Genomic DNA, 26,998 nt, shown 5'->3' on the forward strand with positions numbered 1-26,998 from the left:
CGCGGGATCAGCCGCCGGTCATATTCATAAACCGGACAATTTGTGGCGCGTCATTCAGGTCGAAGTGGTGGCGCTCCGGTTTCAGGTCCATGGCTGCCACAATGGCCTGCTGCAGTTTTTCCTGGTTGCCGGGGAAGCGATCGACAATTTCTTTGAGGTCAGCCGAGTGCTCGTTGCCTAGGCACAACAGCAACCGACCCTCTACGGTGAGTCGGACCCGATTGCACAGGTGGCAAAAGTTGTGGCTATGGGGAGAGATAAATCCGATCCGCGTATCACTGTCGGCCATCCGGTAGTAACGAGACGGGCCGCCGGTGCTCTCGTCGCTGGCGGTCAGCGGATAATGCTGGCCAATCTGCTGGCGCAGCTCGTCGCTGCTGCAAAAACTGAGGGCGCGACTGTGTTCGTCGATTTGGCCGAGGGGCATTTCTTCAATAAAGCTGATGTCGACCTGCCGCTCCCGGGCAAAGTCCACCAGGTCCAAAACCTCATCGTCATTGCGGCCCTTCATGACCACGGCATTGAGCTTGAGCCGCTTGAAGCCGGCGTCCCGGGCGGCGTCGATGCCGCCGATGACCTTGCCGAGATCACCCACTCGGGTCAGCTCGCGAAAGCGGGCAGGCTGGAGACTGTCCAGACTAATGTTGATGCCGGTGACACCGGCGGCGCGCAGGGGTTTGGCAAAGCGGTCCAGGCGCGCGCCGTTGGTGGTCAGGTGCAGCTGCTCCAGGCCGTCGAGGCGGGCAATGTTCTCGACCAGCTGCAAAATATTGTTGCGCACCAGGGGCTCGCCGCCGGTGAGGCGAATTTTTTTCACGCCCAGGGCAACGAAAGCCCGGGCAATTTCGTAGAGTTGTTCGAGGCTGAGAATTTCGCTGCGGGGCAGGAACTGCATGTCTTCCGCCATGCAGTATACACAGCGAAAGTCGCAGCGATCGGTCACCGAAAGGCGGAGGTAATCCACCTTTCGGCCGAAGCGATCTTGGAGTGGCAGCGTCGACGAAGTCATAGGCAGATGGTACCACAGGCCGCGGCTTGGCTAGCGATTTAGGGTCTGGAGCGATTTGCCGTTAGAATGACACGATGGTTTGAAAAAGGGTGAAAGCGGCTGGCCAATGGCAGCAGGCGTAATTCAATAACAAGTGATGTGACAGCGAGGGGTAATTGATGAGACGTTGGATTCTGGCGATGGGGATTGGTGGCTTGGCATTGTCGGCTTGGGCGGCGGACACCGCGCCGGCCAGTCAACCTGCAAGTGCCGGGCAGATGGGTGCCCAGGGCGAGCAGGCACAGGTCTATGGCCACTGGCAGCTGTACAACCGTGTGGGCGAGCCGGTGACAGGGCGGCAAATTGCCAAGGCAAGAGCGGTAGAGGCCGCCGTTGCGAAAGCGGATGTGCCGCCTGACTCCAAAGAGGCGGCGTTGATCCGGATGAGTATGGGGCAGTCTCCCCAGGTCGCTTACCTGCCCAACGATGCTGTGTTTAATGGTGAAGGCGAGCAGCTGAATGACGATGAAATCGCCGAGTACCTGGCCATTCAGGAAGCGATGACCCGGGGCGGTGTTGAGCCCGGTTCCGAGCAGGAGGCCGAGATTGTCGCCGCGGCCAAGGGTCGTCGTGAGACGGAAGACGGTGAGCCGGTGGCGAGCAAAACCTACGAAGAAATGGCCAAGGAAATCGCGGTTCAGGAAGCGATTATGCGTTCAGGTGCTCAGCCGGGTTCGGCCAACGAGGCGATGATTCGCACTGGCGCAGATGTGTTAATGGAGCGCATGAAAAACTGGTAAGTCCGGGAGCGACTACCGGCATGTGCCACAACAGAGGACGTGGGCATGAAATATCATTTTGCATGGTTGGCCTTGATCGCCTGGTGGCCGTGGGGCGCGGTGGCCGATTGCCAGCGCCCGGCGCCGCCACAGGGCCTCGAACGACTGGAAGCCAGTGACCGGCAGGCAATGCTGTTGGCCCAGCGACAGGTAAAGGATTACCTGTCAGGCGCCGATGACTATCTCGATTGTCTTGATGACACCGATGCCTCAGTGAGTGCTGCCCCGGAAGGCGAAGACACGAGACGAGCGCGGATTGCGGATTACAGCCGGGTCATGGCAGAGATGAACGCGACCGCTGCGCACTTCAGCGAAAAAGCGCGGCAGTTTAACCAGCGCTGAGCAGGTCAATTCGGCGCGCTTTAAGGGTATTGGCGAAGCGGTTACTGGGGTCATTCACGCCGAGTAGTATGGCTTCCTGCCTGCCCTGAACCCCGAGCTGGCGAGGGCTCGTTGCCTGCAGCAGCAGGTGCTCGACCCGCCGGGCGATGGCCTGCCCCGAATCCACCCAGCTTACCTGTTTATCCAGGGCCCGCATGGCCGTGTCGAGTTGCTTTTGCACCAGCGGGAAGTGGGTGCAGGCCAGTACGACGGTATCCAGGGCAGCAAAATGCTCGCTGTCGGCAAAAGCTTGGGCGGCCCTTTGCCAGGCTGCTTTGTTGTCCTCGCCCTGCCAGAACAGGGCTTCTACCGCGCCTGCCAGCGCGGGGTCTCCCACCTTGATCACCTGACAATGGGCGGCAAAGTCTTGGATGAGCTGATCAGTATAGGGTCTGGCGATGGTGCCGGGGGTGGCGAGCAGGCCGATGACGCCGGTTTTGCTGTGGTTTGCTGCAGGCTTGATTGCAGGGACCACGCCCACCACCGGGATGGTCAGCTGGGAGCGCAGTGCTGGCAGTACCGTGGTGCTGGCGGAATTACAGGCGACCACGACCATATCGCAGAGATGGATGTTCAGCTGGGCGAGGATGGTTTCGCAAATATGCTCGGCCAGCGCCTGTTCCTGCCACTGACCGTAGGGGAAGCCGCCGCGGTCCATACAGTAAAGGAGATTCAGGTCGGGAAGAAGGCGGTGAATTTCGGCGCCGATACTGAGGGATCCGACGCCGGAGTCAAACACTAGCACCCGAGGAGGGTGCTCTCCTGGGGTCACAGCAGCTCGAGGATTTTTTCAGCGGCGCTGACGTCCACGCCCCCGGCTGGCTCTACAGCAAGATGGGAGATTTTACCGTCTTCCACAATCATCGCGTAGCGGCGTGAGCGGGTGCCCATGCCAAAGCCAGTGCCGTCCATTTCCAAACCGAGGGTCTTGGTCAACTCGGCGTTGCCGTCAGCCAGCATCAAGATTTCTTCAGCGTTGGAGGCTTTGCCCCAAGCACTCATCACAAAGGCATCATTCACCGACAGGCAGACAATGGTGTCGACACCTTTGGCTTTGATCTTGTCCGCATTCACGACGTAACCGGGCAGGTGGGTTACGCTGCAGCCGGGGGTAAATGCACCGGGTACCGCGAACATCACCACTTTTTTGCCAGCGAAAATGCTGTCAGTGCTGATATCTTCCGGGCCTTTTTCGCCCATGACTTTGAGGGTTACTGAGGGAATTGCGTCGCCAACTTGAATACTCATAGTGAGACCCCTTGTTGTTATTGCCTGCAATAGAAGGTTGGAGAGCAGGCAGTGTAACAGAGGGTTTTCTGTCGGGTAACACTCTTGAAAACTTAAAATTCGGGCCTATATAGGCAGTAACAGCGCGCTGCTGAATTCATCTGGAGGTGGGCTCGGGGCCGGAGCAGTCCGGTAGGAGCCCGGTTAATTTGCGCCCTTAAAATTGGGGCGGGATTGGAGGTGTTTTATGAGCAGCTATATTCCTTTTTCCCTGTTTGATTCTTTTCAACGCGATATCGGTCGTCATCTGGCGAGTCGCCCGACGGTGCAGAGCGAGCGTCCGCCGGCGGCGCCTCCAGTGGATGTGGTCGAGAACGATGAGGCCTATCTGCTGACAATGGATGTGCCGGGTGTCGCCAACGACGCCATTGAAGTGACGGTTCACGATGGCGTGTTGGAAGTGCGCGGCGAACGCAGCATCCAGACCTCAGAAAAGTACCGCTCGGCGCTGCAAGAGCGTTGGCAGGGCAAGTTCCTGCGCCGCTTTCAGCTACCGGAGACGGTGGATGAGGAGCAGATTGCGGCTCGGGTGGAGCAGGGAGTGCTGGCCTTGCACATTCCCAAGCGTGCCCAGCAAACGCCGCGCCGGATCACGGTGCAGTAGTGTTTCACTGGTGCCGCTGACCACGGATACGGGTTAGCGGCATTGCCCTGTCTGACGGGGCGTGCTGCAATAGTTTCTCACTGGTCGTTGGATTGATGCTCGGATGGATTGGCGTAAGGAGTGGCATTCCCTGTTACTGGCAGTCGCGTTTCTCACACGGCTGCCAGTACCCCCCGATCCGGATTACAGCGATGCCAAACAGGCGCGCTCCACGCGGTATTTCCCACTAGTTGGTTTGTTCATCGGTGCTGTTGCCGGGATGGTGTACCTGGTGGTGCTGTGGTTGACCGGCAGTGTCCCGGTAGCGGTGCTGCTGTCGATGCTCGCTTCGCTGTTGCTGACCGGCGGCCTCCATGAGGATGGCCTGGCTGACTGCGCCGACGGATTGCTGGGTGGCCGCAGTCGCGAGGATGCCCTGCGTATCATGAAAGATTCGCGCCTCGGCAGCTACGGGGTGCTGGCACTGATGATGGCGTTGCTGCTCAAGGCGGCGGCGCTGATTGAATTGGCCAATGTTGGCGTGATCGTGCCGGTGCTGGTATTGGCCCAGGGGCTCAGTCGCTGGGTCGCAGTATCCTTCCTCATTGATCTCGGATATGCCCGGGAGGAGGGCAAGTCCCAGAGCTTTTCCCAGCCGATGCCGGTGCGGGACTTCTGGCTGGCGGGCCTGGCCCTAGTGCCCTTGTTGCTGGTTTTTTCAATCACCACTCTGCTGCTCATCGCTGGCGCTTTGCTGCTGGCCAGGTTTGCCCTGGCCGCCTGGTTTCGCCGCCGTCTGGGCGGCTACACCGGCGATTTGCTTGGCGCAGCACAGCAAATATGTGAAATAACGGTGTATCTCGCATTTCTGACAAGTTTGTCGGTCTAATATTGTCGTATTAGCCGGGCGATGGGCGCCTGGCCTAACCGACGCTGAATACCGGTGTGGTCTCCGTTGTGAATAGTGCCGCTTTTTCGTGGCCACCAATGGGCACTTGCGCTACCCCGGACGGTCGTAGGTAAACAGGCAAGTTAAGCTCGAGGAAAAGACAATGGACAAATCGATGCTGATTGGCGGTATTTTTGGTGCGGTGGCTGTCACTGCAGTAGGCAGTTACGCTGGCTATAACTATCTGGGTAAATCTCCCCAGTACGCTGATGTGCTCAGCGTGACGCCGGTAGTGGAAACCTATTTTACCGACCGGGAAGAGTGTTACGACGAAGTGGTGCAGCAGCAGGCCGCGGTCAAGGACAAAAACCAGATTGCGGGTACGGTCATCGGCGCGGTGATCGGCGGTGTGTTGGGTAATCAGGTTGGCGGTGGTAGCGGCAAGAAGGTTGCCACGGTTGCCGGCGCTGCGGCTGGCGGTTACGCCGGTAAGAAAGTGCAACAACAGCAACAGGCCAATGACGTGGTGACAACCACCGAGCGGCGCTGTCAGGTTGTGCAGGACAAGCACGAGAAGATTACCGGCTACGAGGTGGAGTACAGCCTTGATGGTGAGATTGGCACCGTGACTATGGATGACAAGCCCAGCGGTAACACCATCCCGGTGAGCAACGGTCAGTTGGTACTGAACGCGTTGACCCCGGATGCTTCGTAACTAGCATCCAGTGAATTCAAAACGAAAGGGAGTAGTACTATGAAGACCACGAAAAGATCCAGCATTGCCATTGTGATGAGTATGTTTATTGCCTGGGCGGGGCTGTTCTCCAGCGTTGCCTCAGCGGCCATCATTGGCAACGAGCAAATGATCACCGAGCAGCAACTGGCCTCCGACAAGGCAGAGATGAAGAATGCTTTGGCGAAGGCAGATGTGAAGGATCGGCTGCTGGCCTTGGGTGTAGAGCCCGCTGATGTCGATGCCCGTATCGATGCCCTGACAGCCGACGAGTTGGCCATGCTGCAAGATAAAATGGACGATATGCCTGCCGGTTCCGGCGCGCTGGGTCTGTTGGCGCTGCTGGTCCTGATTTTCTTCATTACCGACATCATCGGCGTGACCGATATCTTCCCCTTCGTTAACCCTGCTAACTAAGCGGTGTTACGAGCTGCAGTTTTGCTGCTGTGCATGGCGCTTGGCGCCTGCACAGCAGTGCCCACATTTACTCAACCCCAAGATATCGCTCAACGGCAACGCTTAGACGTTCCCTTTTATCCCCAACAGGAATATTTCTGTGGCCCGGCAGCATTGGCCGAGGTCGCTAATTTCCGCGGCCTGGAAACCGATCAGCAGACCGTGGCACGGCAGACCTTTCTTCCGGGGCGCAAAGGCTCTCTCACCATTGAGATGTCGGCGGCCACCCGCCGGCTAGGGTTAATGCCCTATCCGCTACCGACAGACTTTGGCAGCCTGCTGGCAGAGCTCGATGCGGGTAATCCGGTATTGGTGTTGCAGAACTTGGGCTTTTCCTGGCTGCCCCAGTGGCACTATGCCCTCGCGGTGGGGTATGAACTGGATAACCGTGTGCTGATTCTTCACTCCGGTGAGGAAGAGTATTACCGCCTGCCCTTTGATACCTTTTTGCATACCTGGCAGCGAGCCGATTATTGGGCGCGGGTTGTGGTTGATGCCTCAACCATACCGGCAACCGCCCAGCCACTACCTTACCTGCGCACCGCCCTGGCCTTTGCCCAGACAGGCAATGCTGAGCTGGCGGATGGCTATTACCAGGCTGCGTTTGCCCGCTGGCCCGACAACACTACGGTGATGACGGCGGTGGCTAATAGCGCGCTGGAGACGGGTGACAGTCGCAGGGCCCGCAAGTTGTTTGAGACATTGTTGCGGCGCGAACCCAAGGCGCCGGCATTATGGAACAACTATGCCTATGCGCTGCAGGCCGACGGCTGTGATCTGGCCGCCAGCATGGCGATTTCGGTGGCCGTGCAATTGGCACCCGATGAACCGGGTTACCAGGAAAGTGCGAAGGATTTTCGTGCTGGCCGGGGCATTGATCCGGCGCACTGCCCGCGTCCCAAAGGGGGCTTGCCCTTTTAGGGGCAGGCTCCCTCTATCTGACCGCTTTCGTTAAAGCCGCTTTCCTTTATCCGCCTTTGCCTGGGCAAAGAGGGCTGCCATTGTGCCCTGGGGCTGGGCGGCTTTGGCGTTGTGTTTCGCGGCGGCATTGCGGCCGCCTCCCCGGTTGGGGCGCTCCCGGTTGTTACCGGGGCTGTCGTGTTCAGCGGCGACGTCGTCGAGGCGCATGCTCAGGGCAATGCGTTTGCGCTGAGCGTCAACATCCATCACTTTCACTTTTACGATATCGCCGGCCTTGACCACGCTGCGGGGGTCTTTGACGTAGTTGTGAGACAGGGCCGAGATGTGCACCAGCCCGTCCTGGTGGACGCCAATATCCACAAAGGCACCGAAGTTGGTCACATTGGTGACCACCCCTTCCAGAATCATGTCGGCTTGCAGATCAGAAATTTTTTCGACACCGTCCTTGAACTTGGCGGTCTTGAAATCGGGCCGGGGGTCCCGGCCGGGCTTGTCTAACTCGGCGATAATGTCGCTGACGGTGGGCACACCAAATTGGGCATCGGCGTAGTCAGCGGCGCGCAGTGACTTGAGAAAGGCGCTGTCGCCAATCAATTGTTTGATCGGGCGGCCACAGTTTTTCACGATTTTCTCAACCACCGAGTAAGACTCTGGATGCACCGCTGACGCATCGAGGGGATTGTCGCCCCCGCTGATCCGTAAGAAGCCGGCGGCCTGCTCGAAGGTCTTGGCGCCAAAGCGGTTGACCGCTTTGAGGTCCTCGCGGCTTTTAAACACGCCGTGAAGATTGCGATGCTCAACAATGTTGGCCGAGATGGAAGTGTTGAGCCCAGACACCCGGGCAAGCAGGGCGGGTGAAGCGGTATTCACATCCACCCCTACGGCGTTTACACAGTCCTCTACGACCGCTTCCAGCGAGCGCGACAGCGCGGTCTGGGACACATCGTGTTGGTATTGGCCAACACCGATGGACTTGGGATCGATTTTCACCAGCTCCGCCAGTGGATCTTGCAAGCGCCGGGCAATGGAGATCGCGCCGCGAATGGTTACGTCCAGGTCCGGAAACTCCCGGGCAGCATATTCCGAGGCGGAGTACACTGAAGCGCCAGCTTCGTTCACCATCACGCTGGTGCAGTCCAGCTCGGGCATGGCGGACAGCAGGTCTTTCACAAAGCGCTCGGTTTCCCGGCTGGCCGTGCCGTTGCCAATGGCGATCAGTGCGACGTTGTGCTTTTTGATCATCTGGGCCAGTACCGCGCCTGATTCAGCGATCTTGTTCTGTGGCGGATTGGGGAAGATGGCGCCGTGATCCAGCACCTTGCCCGTGGCATCAATGACCGCCACTTTTACCCCGGTGCGCAGGCCGGGGTCGAGGCCGATGGTAGCGCGCTGGCCAGCGGGGGCGGCCAGTAGCAAGTCTTTCAGGTTCTGGGCAAACACGTCGATGGCGGCCTGATCGGCCTGCTCGCGGAGTTGGCCCAGCAAGTCGGTTTCCAGATGAGTGTAGAGCTTGATCCGCCAAGTCCAGCGAACCACCTCTTGCAGCCAGCCATCAGCGGGTCGGCCCTGATCGCGAATCTGCCAGTGTTCGGCGACCATCACTTCACAGGGGCTGGTTTGTTCTTCGCCGACTTTGATGCTCAGGTTCAGGATGGCTTCGTTGCGCCCCCGAAACATAGCCAGTGCGCGGTGTGAGGGGGTCGATCTGAGTGGCTCGCTGTGCTCAAAATAATCGCGGAACTTCTCGCCTTCGCTTTCTTTGCCGGTCATAACCGCGCTGGTTAACTGCCCCTCTTGCCAGAGAAAATCGCGCAGGCGGCTGAGCAGGTTTGCGTCTTCGCTGAAGCGCTCCATCAAAATGTATTTGGCGCCGTCGAGCACGGATTTGATGTCAGCAAAGCCCTGTTCAGCGTTGAGGTAGTTGGTTGCCTCGGTCGCCGGGTCCAGGTCTGGGTTGGTATACAAAGCGTCGGCCAGGGGGCCGATGCCGGCTTCAATGGCTATTTGCCCCTTGGTTCGGCGCTTGGGCTTGTAGGGCAGGTAGAGGTCTTCCAGTCGACTCTTGGTATCGGCACTGAGAATGTCGCGCTCCAGCTCGGGACTGAGTTTGCCCTGCTCGCGAATGCTGTCGAGGATGGTCGCTCGGCGATCCTCTAACTCGCGCAGGTAGCCGAGCCGGGTTTCCAGATCGCGCATTTGGGTGTCGTCGAGCCCCCCGGTCACCTCCTTTCGGTAGCGGGAGATAAACGGCACGGTTGCGCCCTCGTCGAGCAGGCCGATGGCGGCACTGACCTGACTCTCTTTCACATTGAGTTCGTTGGCGATGATCTGGGCGAGGGACGTCATGCTGATTACTTCTTTATTTCTAAAAACGGGAGGGCATTATGCAAAAAGCGGCGCTGCCGCGCGAGGCTTGACAGGTGATTTGTAGACGGGCTCAGTCGCTCTGCATCAGTGCTTCAAACAGGGCGCAGCATTCATCGTAAAAGTAACGGAACTCGTCCTGTAGGTAGGGGGCGACCAGCGACATCAACTGGAAAACGCCCTGGTGAATCATCACCTCGTTACTGGCCTGCTGTTCCCGCAGTTGGGTGTAGTTGAGCCAAAAGGTGAGGTTCAACGAGATATTGTCGGCCAGGCGCGCGAGCTGTACGTCGGAAATTTCCAAAAAGCCCTGGCGGGTCAGTTCGTCCAGCACCGCCCGTGCTGCGGCGGTCTTCAGGTCGAGCAGTTTGCCAAAGCGCCGGCCGATATCAGGGTAGCGTTGCAGCAGGTCGTTCAGGTTTCGGTAAAGGTAGCGGTGATTGAAGATATGCTCAAAGACAATGTAGAGGTAAAACCAGGCGTCCTGGGCGTTGAGGCTTTTTTCCAGAGGGGCGCCAAGAATGTCCTTGAGCTCGACTTCGAAGGCGCTGAATAACTCGGCAATGATCTCTTCCTTGCCGTGAAAGTGGTAGTACAGGTTGCCGGGGCTGATATCCAATTCATTGGCGATGTCGACGGTGGTCACGCTGGGCTCGCCTTCTTCATTGAACAGAGTGAGGCTTGCCAGCAGGATTTTTTCCCGGGTTTTCATTAATGAGTGGCTCCAATCAATTGAGTCGTAACTTGCCACGTTACCGCGGTGACTGTCCAGAAAGTTGGTGGACTGGTACGACAGCGAAAAGGCAAGGGTAAATGGAGGGAGCGCTCGGAGCGGAGATTTGATTTCTGCAAAGCGCAGCGTCGGGGGCCGATTTTACAGGGTGGAATGCTTGAAGGGGCAGTGGGCGCTGTGGTCAAAACCCATCAGCGGCGCGTGCCAGCCATAGAGAGGAGGAGCCCCTGTCTACAGCTGGCAGGGGTGTTAGCTCGCTTTTTTCGGCGCTGCTTTTTTAGTCGCAGCCTTTTTTGCTACCGCTTTCTTCGCCGGTGCAGCCGCAGTAGCCTTGCTGGATTTGCTTAGGGCGTCGACTTTCTTGCTTAGCGCGTCCAGTTTTTTCTCCAGACGATCAAGGTCGTCGGCGCTGGCAGTGTGACCGAAGCCGAGGCTTGCACGCATTTTGCTGATGCGCTCTTCAATGGACACGGTTTTGCCCAGGCTGGAAGCTTCGCCAAACTTCTCCTTGGCCTGCTCTTCCAGTTTGTTGCCTTTGGAGACCAGCTCTTTGAACAGCTTGGGGGTTTCCTTGCTGGCTTTCTCTACGGCTTCTTGGGCCTCATCGTAGGCCCGCCCGTAAGCGCCGAGGCCGGCAAGCCAAATGCTCTTTGCCAGTTCCCCTGCCTGGGAAGTCACCTCTTTGAGGTTTTTCTTGCTGTCTTTGCTCATGCTGATCTCCACTGCACAATTTGCCTACACAGCCTCCACCGACAGCTATCTGGTGAGAGTTTGTGGGACACACTTTAATGAGAAAATGCACGATGGCGGTTAAGCGCATCGTGCAAAAGGTTCGATCAATAACAGACCTGGGTGGTGGCAACACCAAAACGGTGTTGCCGAATTTCTGCTCTCGCGCCGCTTACTCTGCAACAACTTCTTCGACTTTCTCGGCTTTGCGAGAAATGGAGCCTTTCACTTTGTCGAAGCTGCCACGCAGTTCCTTCATGCGCTCTTCCACAGCCGCGTTGCTTTCCGTTTTCAGCTCAGCCAGTTTGCTTTTGGCTTGGGCCTTGGTTTCTTCAAACTTGGTTTTGGCCTGAGATTTGGTCTCTTCGAATTTAGAAATCGCTTTGGATTTGCTCTCTTCGAACAGGCTGACGGCGTCGCTTTGTACTTTCTCGCCGCGGCTGATCAGGTCGTCAAAAATTTCGTTACGCTTGGCGTAGATGTCTTTCGCCTTGGCTTCGGTTTCTTTCAGTTTAGCTTCGGTGTTCTTGAACAGATCCTGGCTTTGCTCGAAAGCGCTGCCAGCGATGCCCAGATTGGCAAGATAGACTTCGCGAGCCAGGGTGCTAGCTTTGCTGAAAAACTCACTTTTTGCTGCCGCCATTGGATGGTTCCTCTCATATTGAATTTGCGCAAAAAAAGGGGCGGGCCTAGTTAGACACGCCGCCCCGAAGCGTCTCGTGTGAGTTGGACAATACGGAATATTTTTAGAATTCACATACTAGGTGGTTGCGACAGGAGCCACGTGTCTGAAGGAACATGCAAGCCCGGTCGTCATATGGCAAGGAAGATACCCGAGGCAAATACGCCAGGCATAAAAAAGGCGACCAAATGGTCGCCTTTTTCAGTTCACCGGTGTGATTAAGCCTTGGGGCCCGCCGCGATGATCGCGTCAGAGACTTCAAACTTGGTGATATTTTGCTGGAACAAGGCCGCCAGTTTGGCTGCTTCCTTGTCGTACGCTTCGCTGTCCGCCCAGGCCTTACGCGGGTTAACGTATTTCTCGTCAACACCGGGGATGGCCTTGGGAATGGTCAGGTTCAGAATGTCCAGCTGCTCAGTTTCTGCACCGATCAGGGCGCCACTTTGGGCAGCGGCAACGACCGCACGGGTCACCGGAATCGGGAAGCGCTTGCCAGCGCCGCCGGGGGCACCTGAGCCACCGGTCCAACCGGTGTTGATCAGGTAAACCTGGCTGTTGAAGTCTTCAATGCGCTTCATCAGCAGCTCGGCGTATTCGCCGGCAGGACGGGGCATAAAGGGCGCGCCAAAACAGGTGGAGAAGGTCGGGTGAATACCGGCCTCGGCACCCAGCTCGGTGGAACCAACGCGAGCGGTATAGCCGCTGAGGAAGTGGAAGGCCGCCGCTTCTTTGGACAGGATCGAAATGGGCGGCAGTACACCAGACACGTCACAGGTCAGGAAGATAACGGTCTTGGGCTCGCCCGCCGCATTTTCGATAACACGTTTTTCAACGCTTTCCAGCGGATAACAGCAGCGGCCGTTTTCGGTGAGGCTGGTGTCATCGTAGTCAGCGTGACGGCTGTGCTCGTCGATAACCACGTTTTCAACGATGGAACCAAAGCGGATGGCGTCCCAGATGATGGGCTCGTTTTCCTGGCTCAGGTTGATGGTCTTGGCGTAGCAGCCGCCTTCAATGTTGAATACGGAGCCTTTGGACCAGCCGTGCTCGTCGTCGCCGATCAGGTAGCAGCTGGGGTCGGCAGACAGGGTGGTTTTACCGGTGCCGGACAGGCCAAAGAACAGGGTGGTGTTGCCGTCTTCGTCCACGTTGGCGGAGCAGTGCATGGGCATCACGTCTTTCTCTGGCAGCAGGAAGTTTTGCACAGAGAACATGGCCTTTTTCATTTCGCCGGCGTAACGCATACCGGCCAGCAGCACTTTGCGTTGGGCAAAGTTAATGATCACGCAGCCGTCGGAGTTGGTGCCATCGCGAGCGGGGTCACAGGTGAAGCCCGCGCAGTTTAGAATGGTCCACTCTTCTTTGCTTTTGGGGTTGTACTTGCTCGGGCGGATAAACATGTTGCGACCGAACAGGCCTTGCCAGGCTGTTTGGGTATTTACCACGACCGGAATGTAGTGGTCGTCGTGGGCGCCGACATGAAGATGGGAGACGAAGCGGTCGTGGTCTGCCAGGTAGTCTTCTACCCGCGCCCACAGGGCGTCGAATTTGTCGGCATCAAAGGGGCGGTTGACGCTGCCCCAATCAATGGAATCCGCTGTGGAGGGTTCCTTTACCACAAAACGGTCACCGGGAGAGCGGCCGGTACGCTTGCCGGTGGTAACCACCAGGGCGCCGGTATCTGCCAGCTGGCCCTCGCCGCGGCGCAGTGCCTGTTCAATCAGCTGGGCGGGGGATAAATCGGTGTAAACGGTAGTTTCAGCGCTCATTCTCTGCATTCCTAATTACGTGGTCCTGAGAGCAGCCGGTGAAAGCCGGGAGGGATTCTAATTTGGCTGGCAATTTGGGGCGGCCATTATTACAAAAAATTTCCATTCGCGCTAATACCGGGGTCAGCGGGGGCCTCGGCCTGTGCGGTGACAGCCGCGTTTGCCCCTGGGCGCTTGTGAGAGGCCGTTATTTTTGCGGCGCAGCGCCCGGTGCCCTAGCCTCGCTGTTTGCGGCTTAATCGGGGTGACAGGCCGCGCGGCCGTCGCCGATGGCCTGTTATCCCGATTTGAGGTGGCAGGTAAAGTTTTGGGGCAGGTTCGCCCTCGGTTTCGATACGCCCGGTTTGGCCGCGTTCAGTGGCGCGTAGGTGCCCCGGCGCCTGTCAGTTGGGGAAAGTCGGCAGCGCCAAAGGTATAGCGGCGATTGCAGAACTCGCAGTGGGTCTCGATTTGCCCCTGCTCTTGGAGGATCGAACTGAGCTCGGCATCGCCCAGATTGCCCAAGGCGGTCTCGATCCGCTCGCGGCTGCAGCTGCATTTAAAGCGGGGCTGTTTCGGCTCGAACAGGCGCAGCGGGTCTTGATGATACAGGCGGTACAGCAGTGTTTCCGCGTCGGTGCTGAGCAGTTCTTCATCGGTGATGGTGTCGGCCAGCATGGTGAGGTGCTGCCATTGGTCGGGGTTGGGGGCTGCGCTGGGCAATTCCTGGAGCATAAGCCCGCTGGCGCGTTGACCATCGGCGCACAGCCACAAACGAGTGGAAAGCTGCTCGCTCTGGCGAAAATAGTTCTCCAGACACTCGGCGAGGGAGGTGCCATCAAGGCTGACGATGCCCTGGTAGCGACTGCCTTTTTTGGGGTCGATGGTGATCGCCAGTTGACCACCGCCGAGCAGTCGCTGAAATTCGCTGCTCATGGCCTCGCTGGCGCCCTGGGCGATGGCGCGCATCTCCAGCTTGTCGTTGGTTTCGGCCATGATCAATGGCACCTCACCATCGCCACGTACCTGCAGGGACAGGCTGCCCTCAAATTTGAGGGTGGCGCTCAGCAGGCTGGCGGCGGCGATGAATTCGCCCAGCAGGTTGGCGACACCGGGCGGATAGTGGTGACTGGCCAGCACATCCAGGTAGGCCTGCTGCAGCTGGACATGCTCCCCCCGAACCTCGCAGTTTTCAAAAATAAAGCGCTGTAGAGCGTCGGTCATGGTGTGGAAATCCTGTGTTGTTGAGGGCGCGGCGCGGTGTTTTTGGTGGCTCAGTCGTGGATGTTTTTAAAACGGTGGATCTGGCGCCGCTGCTTTTTGTTGGGTCGCTCTCCACCGAGCAAGGCTGCAGCTGGTCCCATCGCTTTGCGCGCTGCGGCAGCCTTTTCCCGGGCAGCAATGCTCTCTGCGGTTTCCTGATATAGCAGGGCGGCTTCGGGGGCGCCCCGGCGCTGATCTGAGAGCGCGGTGACCTCAACGATCTTGTCGTCCCAGCCGCAGCGGACTTTCAGTTGAGCGCCAATTTCGACTTCTTTGCTGACTTTGCAGCGGGCGCCATTGTACTGCACCTTACCGCCCTCAATGGCTTGTTTGGCCAGATTGCGGGTGCGAAAAAAGCGTGCGGCCCATAGCCACTTGTCCAGGCGGACCCCGGAAGAAGGATCAGATGGCTTCATGGCAGAACCGGTTTGGGAATGGGCAGAATTTCATCGAAGTGGTGAATGGCGGGATAGGTCATTTCACTGTCTTGGCGCAGGGGCTTTTGGCTGTCGGGCTGTTTGAGCGTCAGTAAGTGGCGGATACCAAATTGGCCGGCGGCTTCCAGCACACTGTGGGTGTCATCGATCAGCAGGCTGCGGTCGGGGTTGAAGTGATGCTGCTGGCACAGGCGCTCCCAAAAGCGGGGGTCTTCCTTGGGTACCGCCAGGTCGTGTGAGCTGACAATGCGCTTCAGCCAGCGCTGCAGGTCAGTGCGCTTGAGCTTCATGTCCAGGCCCACCCGGTGGGCATTGGTGACCAGCCAGGTTTCGCAGTGGCTGGTATTGAGGGCGCTGAGAAAGTTGCTGGTTGATGGCAAGGGCTGGATAAGGTGAGCCACTTCCGCTTTCAGGGCGGGGATGTCGAGGTTGAGCTCCTGCGACCAGTAATCCAGACAATACCAATTCAGCGAGCCGCGCTCAGACATGATGCGGGTCAACAAGGTGTCAGTAACCTGATGAAGATCACCGCCGTGTATTTCGCTGTACCGACGCGGTAGGTGCTGGGTCCAGAAGAAATTATCGTAGTGCAGATCGAGCAGAGTGCCGTCCATGTCGAGAAGGACGGTGTCGATGTCATGCCAGTTGATCATAGTTCGCCGGGTGACCCTGAGGGCGCCGGCGTCAGGAGCGGTTAGCTCGCGGCCCGGGCCCGTAATGCTTGAATGCCGACGGCGTCCCTGACTTCGATGACTTCAGCGTAATTGACGTTTAGCCACCACTCTTTGCGACACACGCCAAAGGGGTTGATGCTGTCGCTCGGTCTACGGGATTCCGAAAATATCTGGGAAGTTTGTTGCTCGCCGTTCCCCATGGGGCACCTCTACTGCGTTGACGCTGGAAACATCTTCAACGGTAACGCGTCGGCCCCGGTGAAAGTATACGGAAAATCGCTTACTCGAAGAAGGTGCTTGCCGGTAGGGCACTGCGCAGGTTGGGTGGGGTAGTTAAACAGGAATGGCAACGCCAGCCCGAGGGGCTGGCGTCGGACAACACGCGGGTATTACAGTCGAATGACTTTGAGCGCCGCGCTGAACTCTTCCCGAGTCGCGGGGTGTTGCCGGTAGGACAGCACCAGCCGGGCCACGATGCTGATCAGCTCTTCCAGGTCGAGTGCCTTGTCGTTAGCGGCGTTATATTGCTTGAGCGGTTCCGCCAAAATGCGATGCCACTGCTGGGAGGACTCGTCGGAGTAAAGATAGGGTGATGCTTCAGCGGCGTTGATACCGGATACCAGGTCCGCCTTACCATCTTCCGGGGGCAAATAGCTGGCCGCGTACCAGATCGATTCCTCGAGCAGGGCGGGGAAGTCGTCTTGCATATCGCGGACATGATCGGCCAACTTGCGGAACATGCGATCCCGCTCAACGCGGATCAGGGCAGAAATGATGTCAGATTTGCCATTGAAGTACCGATATACAGTGCGCCGGGTAACGTTGGCTTCCTGGGCGATGTCTTCAATGGTGGTGGCTTTGATGCCGCGAGTGATGAAACACTCTACCGCTGCGCGGAGCAGGATTTTTTTGCCGGTTTCCAGATCGTCGACTCTGGCGCCGTTGCCCCAGCGTTTTTTTGCTGCCGTCATGTTCATTCCACTGCATTTTTGGCCGTTGATAATGCCTCAATCCTACCACGCCGTAACTTTCGAGGAGACCAAAAATGGGGCCGATCTCATAGGGGATTGTACGTATAATGCGGCGATTTCCGGAAAAATCGATGGTTAATTCCCATCGGCTGTGGTCCGCAAATAGTCACAGGATTGCTTGGTGACAGTGAACACATTGGTCGTCATAATGCGGCGACAGTTTCGGGGAGGTTTCTATGAAATACGCAAATATCACCGGCTGGGGCAAGTGTGTGCCCCCGGCTGTGCTCACCAATGACGATCTGGCGACGTTTCTGGATACCTCCGACGAGTGGATCTATAGCCGCAGCGGAATCAAAGAGCGCCGGATTTCCCATGTCACCACCGGCGGGTTGTCCACACTGGCGGCCAAACGGGCGCTGGCGGCGGCGGGTCTGGATGCCACCGAGATTGATTTGCTGATTTTGGGGACGGCGTGCCCTGACACACTGATTCCCAATGCGGCCTCCTTTGTGCAAAAGGAGATCGGCGCTGATAATGCCGCTGTATTTGATCTCAACGCGGCCTGCACGGGCTTTGTTTATGGCTTAAGCGTGGCCACTGCAATGATCAGGAGTGGGGTCATCAAGCGGGCGCTGGTCATCGGTGCGGATCGCATCCCCTATTTTCTCGATTACAGCCAGCGCGAGGTCGCAGTGCTATTTGGCGACGGCGCCGGCGCGGTGGTGCTGGAAGCCACTGACCAGGAGTGCGGTCTGGTTGCCGAAAAACTCGGTTGTGATGGCGCGGCGCGGGATGTACTCGCTGCCAGAGACAGCGGCACCATCCGCGAGCGCTTCGCCGGCATCGACGGCTATTTTGATGTGAATTTCGAGGGCCAGGAAATCTTCAAACGCGCCGTCAAAGGCATGGGTGGGGCGGTGTCCAGTGTACTTGAGCAGCGCCAGCTGGAGCCGGAGCACATTGATGTGCTGGTGCCCCACCAGGCCAATATTCGCATTATTGAAACGCTGATGAAGCGTCTGCGCATGCCGGCAGAGAAAGTGATGATCAATATTGAAAAGTATGGCAACACGTCGGCGGGTACCGTGCCCATTGCCCTGTGTGAGGCGCTGGAGCAGGGCATGATCAAGCCCGGCGATACGATACTGACGGCCGCCTTTGGCGCCGGATTGACCTGGGGCGCCGGGATCATCAAGTGGGGTGATCGGGTGACGCCCCTGCAGGTTTGCGACGAAGAGCTGCCCGAAAACGACAAATCCGCGTTGGAATTGCTGGCGCCCTGGATTAAGGGCTGTAAAGCGGCGGCGGCAGCTCGCGCTGCCTCTCAAGCAGACGAGTAACCGCATCGACGGCGCGTTCGGCGCTGGTCAGGGCGGCGTCAATGCCACTGTCGCCAGCGGTCCAGTCGCCACATAAAACCAGGTTGTGCGCCGAGTCGAGAATGTTGAGGGCGGGCCCGGGCTTCTCGAGCCGGCACAAATTCCAGGGTTGCACGGTGGCGTTGGCCAGCGGTGGCAGCGCCGAATGGCGGGCCAGTGCGGCCATCACAGCCTCAACGGTTTGCGCTTCATTGCCATTCCGGCAAAGTTGAGAAAACGGCGCCGACAGCTGGAACTGGTAGCAATGCAGTGGCTCCCCCTGGCGCAAGGTAGCCAGGTCGACGCCTCTCACCAAAGGTTCATCAGCCGTGAAATCGATCACCTGCTGATGGTTAAACAATCCTAGTGCTTCTTCGAACTGCAGGGTCACCGTCCAGCCCGGTTGCATCTCGGGAAAATCCTGCCCGCGAAGGGTGCTTGTTTCCGGAAGCAGGGCCAAGGTCTGCGGGGCGGGGGCCGACAGAATCACCGCATCAAAGTCGCCGCAGCTGCCTCCCTGGTCATCGCTGAGGTGGATGATGCCGTTGGCGCTTGCTGCGATGGCAGCAATGCGGCGCTGACGAATTACCTTCACCGTCTCCGCCAGGGCGTGGCAGATTTCATTGTTACTGTGGTTGGCCCAGTAAGCCTTGATGGCCGGCGCCTCATACAGTGTTCCCGACACAAGGCGAGCGCGTTGCAGCCTTCCCCGACTCAAAATGCCAGCACGGCAGAAGTGCGCCAAGCGGTCATGGGTTTCCTCCAGTGTCGGCGTCAAAAAGGGCGCGCCGATGTCCAGTTGGCCCCAGGGCAGCTTTCGACGAGCGAGACGCCCGCCGAGGCCGCGGGATTTCTCGAATACAGTGCAGTGGTGACCGAGCCCTGTGAGGCGGGCGGCCACGGACAGCCCGCTGATACCTGCGCCAATGATGCCGATATTGGCCATTTACGCCGGCTTTTGCAGGGTAAATTGGTAAACGTCGATGGTGCCAAGCGCAAAGCCCACGCCGCAGTAGGCCAGGTAGTAGTGCCACATGCGCTTGAACCGCTGATCAAAGCCCAGGGGCTCCACCCGGTTCCAGGTGCTGGAGAAGCGTTCGTCCCACTCGGCCAGGGTGCGCGCATAGTCTGGGCCGAAGGCCAGTTCATTGCAGACGTCCAGCCCCGCTTTGCTGGCCTGCTCCCGGCAAATGTCGGGTGTCGGCAGCATGCCGCCGGGGAAGATATAGGTCTGAATAAAATCGGGGTTGCGCCGGTAGTCGTCGAAGCGCTCGGGGGAGATGGTGATGACCTGGATCAGCGCTTTGCCGCCAGGCTTGAGTCGGCTGGCCAGCGTTTTGAAGTAGGTTGGCCAGTATTCCTCGCCGACCGCTTCGAGCATCTCAATGGAGACGACCTTGTCGTACTGGCCCTCAGTGTTGCGGTAATCCGTCAGTGAAAACGCGGCCCGCTCAGCAAGGCCAGCGTCGGCGATGCGCGATTGGGCGAACTGTAATTGCTCGCTGGACAGGGTGATACCGTGCAGGTGGATATCTTGCTGGCGGCAGGCTTGCTCGGCGAAACCGCCCCAACCGCAACCGATTTCGAGGATGCGATCGCCTGCTTGCACGTCGAGCTCCTGGATCACCCGCTGATATTTGTTGAATTGTGCCTGGGACAGGGAGTCATCGTCAGCGAGGTAGAGCCCGGACGAATAGGTCATGCTTTCGTCCAGCCACTGACGATAAAACGCGTTGCCAAGATCGTAGTGGTAAGCGATGTTCTTGCGACTGCCGCGCTTACTGTTGGCATTGCCCCGGTGTCGCAGTTTGTGCACGAGGGTGCCGAGCTTGCCACCTTCGAGCGCGCCGCTGATCTGGGGTTCGTTTTCGACAACCCACTCAATCAGCGTGAGCAAACAGGGGCAGTCCCAGTCGCCGTCCATATAGGCTTCAGCCCAACCGACGGTGCCGCCCGTCAGGGCGCGGCGCAGGGCCCGCCAGTGGTGTAGCTGAATACTGGGCGACAGGCCGTCGCAGTGATGCTGGCCGAGTTGAAGTTGGCTGCCGTTGGGGAGGGTCAGGGTCAGTATGCCGCGTTCGGCTTTGGCCAGAGGGGCAAGTACCTTGGTCAGAATCTGTTGTTGGCGTTTTCCCCACCAGGAAGTTCCCAGGTTAAGGTCTAGGGCGGCAGTCGCTGTTTTCATTATGGGAGTTCCTTGAAGTCTGCAGACGTTTTACTCGTCAATACGGGAAACCGAAGCAGATGGTTCAGTGGGGCGTGGAACTAATTTGATGCCCTTGAGGAAAAGACGCAAGGCCTCCCAGTGAATGGCTGCCATGACTTTGACCGTCATCAGCGGCATGCGCAGGAAGCCTTTGAGCAGTTCCCGGTCGCTCAATGGTCGCCGCACGCCGCGAAACAGCGCGTGAAGCAGCGCCTGGTCATTTTCGGTCTGGCGAATTGCCACCAGCAGGGTTTCATTGGGCGGAGACAGCCGAAAATGGTAGCGGCAGTCCATGTTGATAAAGGGCGACACGTAAAAATTCTTGGCGCAGGTTTGGCGAAAGTGGCGGTCGGATGAGTGGCCATCGCTTACCGGGAACAGGTAGGAGTGGCGCTGGGAGAAGGTATTGCTGACTTCGTACAAAATGGCGAAGACGCGATCATCCTCGCCGTAGCAGTAGTAGATGCTAAGGGGGTTAAAGCAGTAGCCCAGCACTTTCGGGTAGCAGAGCAGGCTAGCGCGGTGAAGGGTCTGGGTGAAGCCCTGTTTGCGCAGTGCTTGCTCCAGGTAGTCGCGCAGGGGGGCGCCGCTGCCGTCACCAAAATCGCGGTAATCGAGACTGTACAGATTGAAGCGGTTGAGCGAGAACCAACGGCAGCGTTGGTCTACTTGCTGCAGTTGGTCGATGTCGAACAGGAAGGACTGTACCCGGTAGACAAAGCGGTGGCGGCGGGGCCGAAAGCGATGATGCATGACCTCGCCGTCATAAATGGCGCCGCCGTCAGCAGGGGTCATGCCGCGGCGTCCACCCCTGCTGGTTTGCCTAGGGTGATTCGCCCACTCTCATTTTCTACTTGCCAGGGCCGGCGCTCGCCGCCCAGCGCTTCGGCAACGGCGAGGCCGGATTGGATGCCATCTTCGTGGAAACCGTAGCCAAAGTAGCTGCCGCAGAACCAGCTGCGCTGTTGGCCTTGGAGCTTCCAGAGCTTTTGCTGGGCATCCAGGGCTTTGGTATCAAAAATCGGGTGCTGGTAATCGAATTCCCGGTAGACCAGGTGGGGACGGGGCTCCCGCAATGGGTTGAGGGTCACCAGCACCGATTCTTGGCAGGGCAGCTTTTGCAGGGCGTTCATCCAATAGCTGACGGAGACTTTCTGCTGGTCGCCGCGCTGGGAGGACAGATAATTCCAGCTGGACCATACGTCACCCAGGTTGGGCATCAGCCGCTCATCCCGGTGCAATACCGCCCGATTGGTTTCGTACTGAAAGGCGCTCAGCAGCCGCTGCTCTTCGAGAGTCGGGTCTTTGATCATCTTGAGTGTCTGATCAGCATGGCTGGCAAACACCACGTGGTCGAAGTGGTGCTCGTGGCCGTTTTGATCGATCACGGTTACCCGGTCGGGGGTGCGCTTGACCGATTCCACCGCACAGCCCAGGCGGATATCGTTCAGCGATCCGCTGATGCGTTTTACGTATTCCTGGGAGCCGCCAATGACGCTCTGCCATTGGGGGCGATCATTCAACTGCAGCAACCCGTGGTTTTCACAGAAACGGAGGAAGGTTTTGGCCGGGTAGTCGAGCATTTTGCTGGTCGGTGTCGACCAAATCGCCGCTCCCATAGGCAGCAGGTGATCCTCCGAAAAGCCCTTGCTGAAGCCCTCTTTGGTCAGCAGTTCGCCGAGGGTCATGTCATCGTCAAGCTTTTGTAGCCAGCCATTACTTTTGCGGTAGAAGCGCAGAATATCGAGCACCATCCGCCAGAACCGCAGGCTGAACAGGTTTTTCCGTTGGGCGAACAGGCTTGCCAGGGTATCCGAGCCGCTGTACTCAAGGCGGCCATTGTCCATGGAGACGCCGAAAGACATGGCGGTGCTTTGGAACGGCACGCCCAGATGCTCAAACAAGGCTACCAGGTTGGGGTAGCATTTTTGGTTGAATACGATAAATCCAGTATCAACCGCGACCGTGCCGGCGCTGGTCATGATTTCGACGGTGTTGCTGTGGCCTCCGAGGCGCTGGTCCTTTTCAAACAGCGTCACCTTATGGTTACCGCTCAGCAGCCAGGCGCTGCTGAGTCCAGAAATCCCCGAGCCGATTACGGCAATATCAAGCGCTTTAGTCATTTATCTGATCTTATTTCCACATAGAAACGTAGTTTACACATCTCTGTCACAATTCATCCATGATGACGCTCGAGTTTTGTGCGTTTTATCAACCCCCTAAACAAGGTGTGTCATGCCTCATTTTGGGCCTTTGGCATCGTATGTTCGCTACGCGCTACCGGGGCTACCCCTAGCCGGGCTAATGTTACCATTTTACATATACGTGCCGTTGTGGCTATCAGAGCACAGCGGCTATGGATATTTGTTAGTCGGTGCAGTCTTTTTTATAGCGCGGATCAGTGATGTTTTCACGGATCTGCCCGTCGGTGCGCTGATTGATCGACGCGGGTGTGGCAAGGGCTGGTGGCTGGCCAGCTGGATTTTGCTCACCGCCAGCGCAATAGCGCTGTTTCTTGCTCCCCACCCCTGGCCGCCCTGGCTGCTGCTGGTGGTGCTGGTTCTGCTGATGCTTGGCTGGACGGGGCTTAATGTGCCCTGGCTGGCACTACCGGTCTCGCTGGCGGTTACCGCCTCCCAGCGCCTCGCGTACAACAGTGCCCGCGAAGGTGCGCTATTGCTCGGGACGCTGATAGCGTTGTTGCTGCCCGGGTTGCTTGATCCCGACAAACTGAGGGTGCTGCTGGGTCCGGTGTTGCTGGTGTTGTTGGTTGCCGTGCTTCTGCAGGGTTCAAACCCCGGAAACAGGGGGGGCAAAACGGACTTTTCTTTGTGGACCTTAGTGAAAGACCGCCGGGTAACCTCGCTGGCCCTGCCCTGGTTTCTGAATATGCTGGCCAATGCGATTCCGGGAACCATCCTGGTGTTATTCATGCGCGAGGTCTTGCAGGCGGAATCCGCCGTCCCGGTTGCGCTGTTGGTGTATTTCCTTTCTGGGTTGATCGGCGTGCCGCTGTGGTATGCCCTGGCTCGCCGGTATGGCGCCTTGTTGTGCTGGCGGGTGGGGCTGTTTCTGTCGGCGGTGTTGTTCGGCTTTGCCGCCTTGCTCGGGCCTGATGATGTGTACTGGTTTATCGCCATTTGCGTTGGCACGGGCTTGATGCTGGGTGCGGACCAGGCACTGCCGTCGGCGATGCAAACCCGCCTCGCCCAGGAGCTGATTCGGGATGCCGGCAACAATCTGGGGGCCAGACTGTTTGCTTTGTGGAGCATGCTCAGCAAGGCGGCGATGGGGCTGGCGGTAGGCTTGGGTTACCTGTGGCTGGGGGTGCAGGCGGAACCGGACACGGTGCCTCCGGCCTGGGCGATCAGCGGCGCCTATGTGATTGCGCCCGTGGTGCTGAAGATCATGGTGGCGGCAATGCTGGGGCACCGCCGACTTGTCTGGATGGAAGAGGAGGCAGCAGATGAGATGGCGCGTTAGCGTTGCGACACTAATTTTATTGGCGGTGCCCTGCCTGGTGCAGGCAGAGTGGCAAACGGCTGCCGCCGCAGAATACAAACTGCTGTGGAAACGGCTAACTTACACGGAATTGCAGGTGGATGCGGCACAGTCGCCTCCGGCTTCCTGGGATATTCTTGATCCGCATTATGCCAAGCGGCTTGTCATCGAATACGGTGTCGGGGTGTCAGCCGAGCGCTTTCGGGATATGACCCGCGACTCCCTGGAGGAGGCGTTCAGTGCGCAGATGCTGGCACCCTTCGACGAGGAGATCGATCGGTTTTGCGGGTTGTTCAAGCCCGTTGAAAAAGGGGATCAATACAGTCTGGATTGGCAAATGGACACCGGGCTTGGTCTGGCCCTCAATGGCGAGCCGTTGGGCCGGGTTCAAGACCCAATGGCGGCTCAAATTATCCTCAGTGTGTGGCTGGGTAAGGCCGCCATCAGCGAATCCCAGCGGGATGACATGCTCGCACAATGGCGTCAGTTTCTGCGCGCAGAAAAATAAATCATCCAGTCCACGTGGCTAGGCGGAAAGCCGGCGGCGGCAGCGCTATAGTGAGGGAGTGTGGCGGTGCCGCTACTAAAGCCGCAGCGTCGTGCATCGCATTTGCGGGCCGATGTCGTAGTACAACCAGCGTCGCAATATTGCAGTTGGAAGCATGAAAAGCGCAAAGGGGACGCGTAGCATGGTGTAGAGGCGGCGGCCTTTGCGCTTGGGCTATCACCTTAATGGGGATACAACGGGGATACTCTATGATCGGATTACTTTGCCTCCTGTTTCTTTTGTTGGTGATCTTCTATCTGGGGCTATCGCTGCGCCGGGGCAGCGTGGTGTTTTTGCTGGCCTGGTTGTTGGCCGGCACGGTCTGCAAGGCCTTTGTTCATCCGTTGAGTCTGCTCTTACTGCTGGCTGTGCTGGCGGTCTTGAACGTGCCCAGTGTGCGTCTGAAGGTGCTCTCCGCGCCGATCAAAAAACTGCTCGCCGGGATGATGCCCACCCTGGGAAGCACAGAAAAAGAAGCCCTGGATGCAGGGACTACCTGGTGGGAGAAAGATATTTTTTCCGGTCGCCCCGACTGGGACAAATTCGACGCGATTAATCTTCCCACGCTGAGTCCGGAAGAGCAGTCCTTTATCGATAATGAGGTGGAGGAACTGTGCGCCATGGTGAATGAATGGGATATTCATCATCGCCACAAAGACCTGCCGCCTGAGGTGTGGCAATTTATTAAAGAAAAGGGCTTTCTCGGCCTGATCATTCCTGAAGAGTTTGGCGGTAAGCATTTCAGTCCCTACGCCCAGAGCCGGGCAGTGGGCAAAATCGCCAGTCGCTCGACGGTGGCGGCGGTGACGGTGATGGTGCCCAACTCGCTGGGCCCCGGCGAGTTGCTGGTGAAATATGGCACCCCGGAGCAACAGCAGTACTGGCTGCCCCGTCTCGCTCGCGGCGAGGAGATTCCCTGCTTTGGTCTGACCAGCCCGGAAGCCGGGTCTGATGCCGGCGCGATTCCCGACGTGGGAGTGGTGTGCAAGCAGATGTATGAAGGGGAAGAAACCCTTGGGGTGAGACTGAGCTTCTCCAAGCGCTGGATTACCCTGGCACCGGTGGCCACCGTGGTGGGGCTCGCTTTCAAACTTCGCGACCCCGAGCACTTGATCGGCGATACGGTTGAGCGCGGGATTACCTGTGCGCTGGTGCCCGCAAATCAACCCGGAATGGAGATTGGTCGGCGCCACAACCCGGGCTCGCCCTTTATGAACGGGCCGATGACCGGGGTAGATGTCTTTGTGCCCATGTCGATGTTGATCGGTGGCCAGGAGCGGGTTGGTCAAGGTTGGCGGATGCTGGTGGAATGTTTGGGAGCGGGTCGGGGTGTGTCTCTACCCGCACTGTCGACCGCCGGCGGCGAAATGAGTTATCTGATGGTGGGTGCTTTCGCGCGGATTCGCCGCCAATTTGGTATCTCGGTGGGCAAGTTCGAAGGTGTTCAGGAAGCGACCGCTGAAATTGCGTCCAGTGGTTATACCCTCGAAGCCTATCGCGCCTTTGTCACCCGGGGCCTGCAGGATGGCGCGCCGTCAGTGCTGACCGCCATGGCGAAATACCACGCCACTGAAATGATGCGCGAAGTGGTTAACGACAGCATGGACGTGCTTGGCGGTCGCGGCATACAGATGGGGCCCCGCAACTTTATGGCACTGGTATACCAGTCTATCCCCATTGCGATTACCGTCGAGGGGGCGAATATTCTGACTCGCTCCATGATCATTTTTGGTCAGGGCGCCATTCGCTGTCATCCCTACCTTGCCGAGGAGCTGGTGGTGATCCAGCAGGATGGCGAGGAGGCGCTGCAGCGGTTTGACAGCCTGCTCATGGGCCATCTCGGTCACGCCATTGGGGTAATCAGCCGGGCGATTGCCAAGGGGGTTACGGCGGGTTGGCTCGATGCGCCCAAACGGGAAACCGCTTTTGCCAAACGCTGGTATCGGTATCTCGACCGCTACAGCGCAGCCTTGGCCGCCAGCGCGGATATTGCCTTGGCTACCCTGGGAGGTGATCTGAAGCGCAAGGAGTTGCTGTCAGCCCGTTTGGGTGACGTGCACAGCCAGCTTGTTATTGCCTGTGCGCTGCTGAAATTTCAGGAGAGTCTGCCCGATACCGAGTCCAACCGGCTTCACGCGGAGTATTCTCTGCGACGTTGTTTCAAGGTGCTGAATATTTCTCTCAACGCCTTTTATGACAATGTACCCGTGCCGGGATTGGGCTCGGTAATGCGCCGCCTGTTCTTCCCCTGGGGCACCCCGGTGCCGACCCTGCGAGATAGCCAGATCCGGCGTTTGGGCCGGCTGATTATGGAACCCAGCGAGGTGCGCGAGGTGCTGTCGAAGGCGGTTTACCTGAGCAAAGACCCTGAGGATGCCACCGGCCGAATCAACGTAACCTATGCCGAGCTGCTTGAGGTAGAGGAGGATTACGATAAGTTTCTGCGCGCCGAAGCCAAGGGCAAGCTGACGGGCAAGACCGTGAATGACCGCATCGACAATGCTGCCGAGCAGGGGATCTTCAGCGCAGAGGTGGCCGAGAAAGTAAAAGCCTATGAGACCCGGCGTTACGACTGTCTGCTTACCGATGCGTTTGATCCGACCCTGGAGAAAGTGGACATTCGCATTGCCAGGCCCTAGTAGTCCCTGCGGGGCCCGAATGGTGATTTTCCTGAAAAAGAGCCTTGCGAAAATGTGCCAGACTTC

27 protein-coding genes are annotated in these 26,998 nt (G+C 58.3%); 11 read left to right on the top strand and 16 right to left on the bottom strand.

Annotated elements, in window-relative coordinates:
• Window positions 1-7 precede the first annotated feature (7 nt).
• A complete protein-coding gene (gene moaA / locus NCG89_RS10265; protein WP_251086438.1) occupies window positions 8-1,009 on the bottom strand; it encodes a GTP 3',8-cyclase MoaA in 1,002 nt (333 codons plus the stop codon).
• 158 nt (window positions 1,010-1,167) lie between these two features.
• On the opposite strand from moaA, the gene NCG89_RS10270 reads away from it, so the two are divergent.
• On the top strand, window positions 1,168-1,788 hold the full coding sequence (locus tag NCG89_RS10270; protein ID WP_251086439.1) for a hypothetical protein: 621 nt from the start codon (window positions 1,168-1,170) through the stop codon (window positions 1,786-1,788).
• Between the two features lie 45 nt (window positions 1,789-1,833).
• Window positions 1,834-2,169 carry a hypothetical protein gene (locus NCG89_RS10275; RefSeq protein WP_251086440.1) on the top strand — a complete coding sequence of 112 codons (336 nt, stop codon included), beginning with the start codon at window positions 1,834-1,836 and terminating at the stop codon, window positions 2,167-2,169.
• On the opposite strand, the gene murI is transcribed toward NCG89_RS10275, so the two are convergent.
• Both murI and NCG89_RS10285 read right to left on the bottom strand, forming a co-directional pair.
• Window positions 2,156-2,953, bottom strand: a complete 798-nt coding sequence (gene murI / locus NCG89_RS10280) for a glutamate racemase (RefSeq protein ID WP_251086441.1) — start codon at window positions 2,951-2,953, stop codon at window positions 2,156-2,158. The genes NCG89_RS10275 and murI overlap by 14 nt on opposite strands.
• Window positions 2,954-2,976: 23 nt before the next feature.
• Window positions 2,977-3,456: a peroxiredoxin gene (locus tag NCG89_RS10285; protein ID WP_251086442.1), complete on the bottom strand. Its 480-nt coding sequence runs from the start codon at window positions 3,454-3,456 to the stop codon at window positions 2,977-2,979.
• A 226-nt stretch (window positions 3,457-3,682) separates the two neighbouring features.
• Between NCG89_RS10285 and NCG89_RS10290 the strand changes: the two genes are divergently transcribed.
• The 5 genes from NCG89_RS10290 to NCG89_RS10310 all read left to right on the top strand — a co-directional run bounded on the left by NCG89_RS10290 (window position 3,683) and on the right by NCG89_RS10310 (window position 7,077).
• A complete protein-coding gene (locus NCG89_RS10290) occupies window positions 3,683-4,099 on the top strand; it encodes an Hsp20/alpha crystallin family protein (protein ID WP_251086443.1) in 417 nt (138 codons plus the stop codon).
• 103 nt (window positions 4,100-4,202) lie between these two features.
• A complete protein-coding gene (locus tag NCG89_RS10295) occupies window positions 4,203-4,967 on the top strand; it encodes an adenosylcobinamide-GDP ribazoletransferase (protein ID WP_251086444.1) in 765 nt (254 codons plus the stop codon).
• 163 nt (window positions 4,968-5,130) lie between these two features.
• The gene (locus NCG89_RS10300; protein ID WP_251086445.1) at window positions 5,131-5,682 is read left to right on the top strand and encodes a glycine zipper 2TM domain-containing protein; all 552 of its coding nucleotides are present in this window, start codon (window positions 5,131-5,133) and stop codon (window positions 5,680-5,682) included.
• A gap of 39 nt (window positions 5,683-5,721) precedes the next feature.
• Window positions 5,722-6,117: a PA2779 family protein gene (locus NCG89_RS10305; RefSeq protein ID WP_251086446.1), complete on the top strand. Its 396-nt coding sequence runs from the start codon at window positions 5,722-5,724 to the stop codon at window positions 6,115-6,117.
• A 57-nt stretch (window positions 6,118-6,174) separates the two neighbouring features.
• Window positions 6,175-7,077, top strand: coding sequence for a PA2778 family cysteine peptidase (locus tag NCG89_RS10310; RefSeq protein WP_251086447.1), 903 nt, complete (start codon window positions 6,175-6,177; stop codon window positions 7,075-7,077).
• A 30-nt stretch (window positions 7,078-7,107) separates the two neighbouring features.
• Here NCG89_RS10310 and NCG89_RS10315 read toward each other — a convergent pair whose 3' ends face one another.
• The 9 genes from NCG89_RS10315 to NCG89_RS10355 all read right to left on the bottom strand — a co-directional run bounded on the left by NCG89_RS10315 (window position 7,108) and on the right by NCG89_RS10355 (window position 16,678).
• A complete protein-coding gene (locus NCG89_RS10315) occupies window positions 7,108-9,423 on the bottom strand; it encodes a Tex family protein (RefSeq protein ID WP_251086448.1) in 2,316 nt (771 codons plus the stop codon).
• A gap of 91 nt (window positions 9,424-9,514) precedes the next feature.
• Window positions 9,515-10,153 (bottom strand): TetR/AcrR family transcriptional regulator, encoded by a 639-nt coding sequence (locus NCG89_RS10320; RefSeq protein WP_251086449.1) that lies wholly within the window; start codon window positions 10,151-10,153, stop codon window positions 9,515-9,517.
• 270 nt (window positions 10,154-10,423) lie between these two features.
• Window positions 10,424-10,885 (bottom strand): phasin family protein, encoded by a 462-nt coding sequence (locus tag NCG89_RS10325; RefSeq protein ID WP_251086450.1) that lies wholly within the window; start codon window positions 10,883-10,885, stop codon window positions 10,424-10,426.
• Window positions 10,886-11,075: 190 nt separating this feature from the next.
• Window positions 11,076-11,546, bottom strand: coding sequence for a hypothetical protein (locus tag NCG89_RS10330; RefSeq protein ID WP_251086451.1), 471 nt, complete (start codon window positions 11,544-11,546; stop codon window positions 11,076-11,078).
• Window positions 11,547-11,803: 257 nt separating this feature from the next.
• Window positions 11,804-13,354 carry a phosphoenolpyruvate carboxykinase gene (locus NCG89_RS10335; protein ID WP_251086452.1) on the bottom strand — a complete coding sequence of 517 codons (1,551 nt, stop codon included), beginning with the start codon at window positions 13,352-13,354 and terminating at the stop codon, window positions 11,804-11,806.
• A gap of 354 nt (window positions 13,355-13,708) precedes the next feature.
• Window positions 13,709-14,557 carry an Hsp33 family molecular chaperone HslO gene (gene hslO / locus NCG89_RS10340; RefSeq protein ID WP_251086453.1) on the bottom strand — a complete coding sequence of 283 codons (849 nt, stop codon included), beginning with the start codon at window positions 14,555-14,557 and terminating at the stop codon, window positions 13,709-13,711.
• Between the two features lie 50 nt (window positions 14,558-14,607).
• Window positions 14,608-15,012: an RNA-binding S4 domain-containing protein gene (locus tag NCG89_RS10345; protein WP_251086454.1), complete on the bottom strand. Its 405-nt coding sequence runs from the start codon at window positions 15,010-15,012 to the stop codon at window positions 14,608-14,610.
• Window positions 15,009-15,686: a GMP/IMP nucleotidase gene (gene yrfG, locus NCG89_RS10350; protein WP_251086455.1), complete on the bottom strand. Its 678-nt coding sequence runs from the start codon at window positions 15,684-15,686 to the stop codon at window positions 15,009-15,011. The genes NCG89_RS10345 and yrfG overlap by 4 nt, the downstream gene beginning before the upstream one ends.
• Before the next feature lie 410 nt (window positions 15,687-16,096).
• Window positions 16,097-16,678, bottom strand: a complete 582-nt coding sequence (locus NCG89_RS10355) for a TetR/AcrR family transcriptional regulator (protein WP_251086456.1) — start codon at window positions 16,676-16,678, stop codon at window positions 16,097-16,099.
• A 236-nt stretch (window positions 16,679-16,914) separates the two neighbouring features.
• Here NCG89_RS10355 and NCG89_RS10360 point away from each other — a divergent pair, with 236 nt between their 5' ends.
• Window positions 16,915-18,021, top strand: coding sequence for a ketoacyl-ACP synthase III (locus tag NCG89_RS10360; protein WP_251086457.1), 1,107 nt, complete (start codon window positions 16,915-16,917; stop codon window positions 18,019-18,021).
• On the opposite strand, the gene NCG89_RS10365 is transcribed toward NCG89_RS10360, so the two are convergent.
• Genes NCG89_RS10365 through NCG89_RS10380 form a run of 4 tightly spaced genes read right to left on the bottom strand, consistent with a single transcriptional unit; the run spans window position 17,966 to window position 22,368 of the window.
• Window positions 17,966-18,985, bottom strand: a complete 1,020-nt coding sequence (locus NCG89_RS10365) for an FAD-dependent oxidoreductase (protein ID WP_251086458.1) — start codon at window positions 18,983-18,985, stop codon at window positions 17,966-17,968. The genes NCG89_RS10360 and NCG89_RS10365 overlap by 56 nt on opposite strands.
• Window positions 18,986-20,224, bottom strand: a complete 1,239-nt coding sequence (locus NCG89_RS10370; RefSeq protein WP_251086459.1) for an SAM-dependent methyltransferase — start codon at window positions 20,222-20,224, stop codon at window positions 18,986-18,988.
• Between the two features lie 30 nt (window positions 20,225-20,254).
• Window positions 20,255-21,040, bottom strand: a complete 786-nt coding sequence (locus NCG89_RS10375; protein WP_251086460.1) for a DUF1365 domain-containing protein — start codon at window positions 21,038-21,040, stop codon at window positions 20,255-20,257.
• Window positions 21,037-22,368 carry an NAD(P)/FAD-dependent oxidoreductase gene (locus NCG89_RS10380; RefSeq protein ID WP_251086461.1) on the bottom strand — a complete coding sequence of 444 codons (1,332 nt, stop codon included), beginning with the start codon at window positions 22,366-22,368 and terminating at the stop codon, window positions 21,037-21,039. The genes NCG89_RS10375 and NCG89_RS10380 overlap by 4 nt, the downstream gene beginning before the upstream one ends.
• 181 nt (window positions 22,369-22,549) lie before the next feature.
• On the opposite strand from NCG89_RS10380, the gene NCG89_RS10385 reads away from it, so the two are divergent.
• The 3 genes from NCG89_RS10385 to NCG89_RS10395 all read left to right on the top strand — a co-directional run bounded on the left by NCG89_RS10385 (window position 22,550) and on the right by NCG89_RS10395 (window position 26,932).
• A complete protein-coding gene (locus NCG89_RS10385) occupies window positions 22,550-23,728 on the top strand; it encodes an MFS transporter (RefSeq protein WP_251086462.1) in 1,179 nt (392 codons plus the stop codon).
• Complete coding sequence (locus tag NCG89_RS10390) at window positions 23,712-24,254, top strand: chalcone isomerase family protein (protein WP_251086463.1); 543 nt, start codon at window positions 23,712-23,714, stop codon at window positions 24,252-24,254. Before NCG89_RS10385 ends, NCG89_RS10390 begins: the two co-directional genes overlap by 17 nt.
• Window positions 24,255-24,502: 248 nt before the next feature.
• Complete coding sequence (locus NCG89_RS10395; RefSeq protein ID WP_251086464.1) at window positions 24,503-26,932, top strand: acyl-CoA dehydrogenase; 2,430 nt, start codon at window positions 24,503-24,505, stop codon at window positions 26,930-26,932.
• The last annotated feature ends 66 nt before the right edge of the window (window positions 26,933-26,998 follow it).

Source organism: Spongiibacter taiwanensis, from assembly GCF_023702635.1.
Lineage (GTDB): Bacteria > Pseudomonadota > Gammaproteobacteria > Pseudomonadales > Spongiibacteraceae > Spongiibacter > Spongiibacter taiwanensis.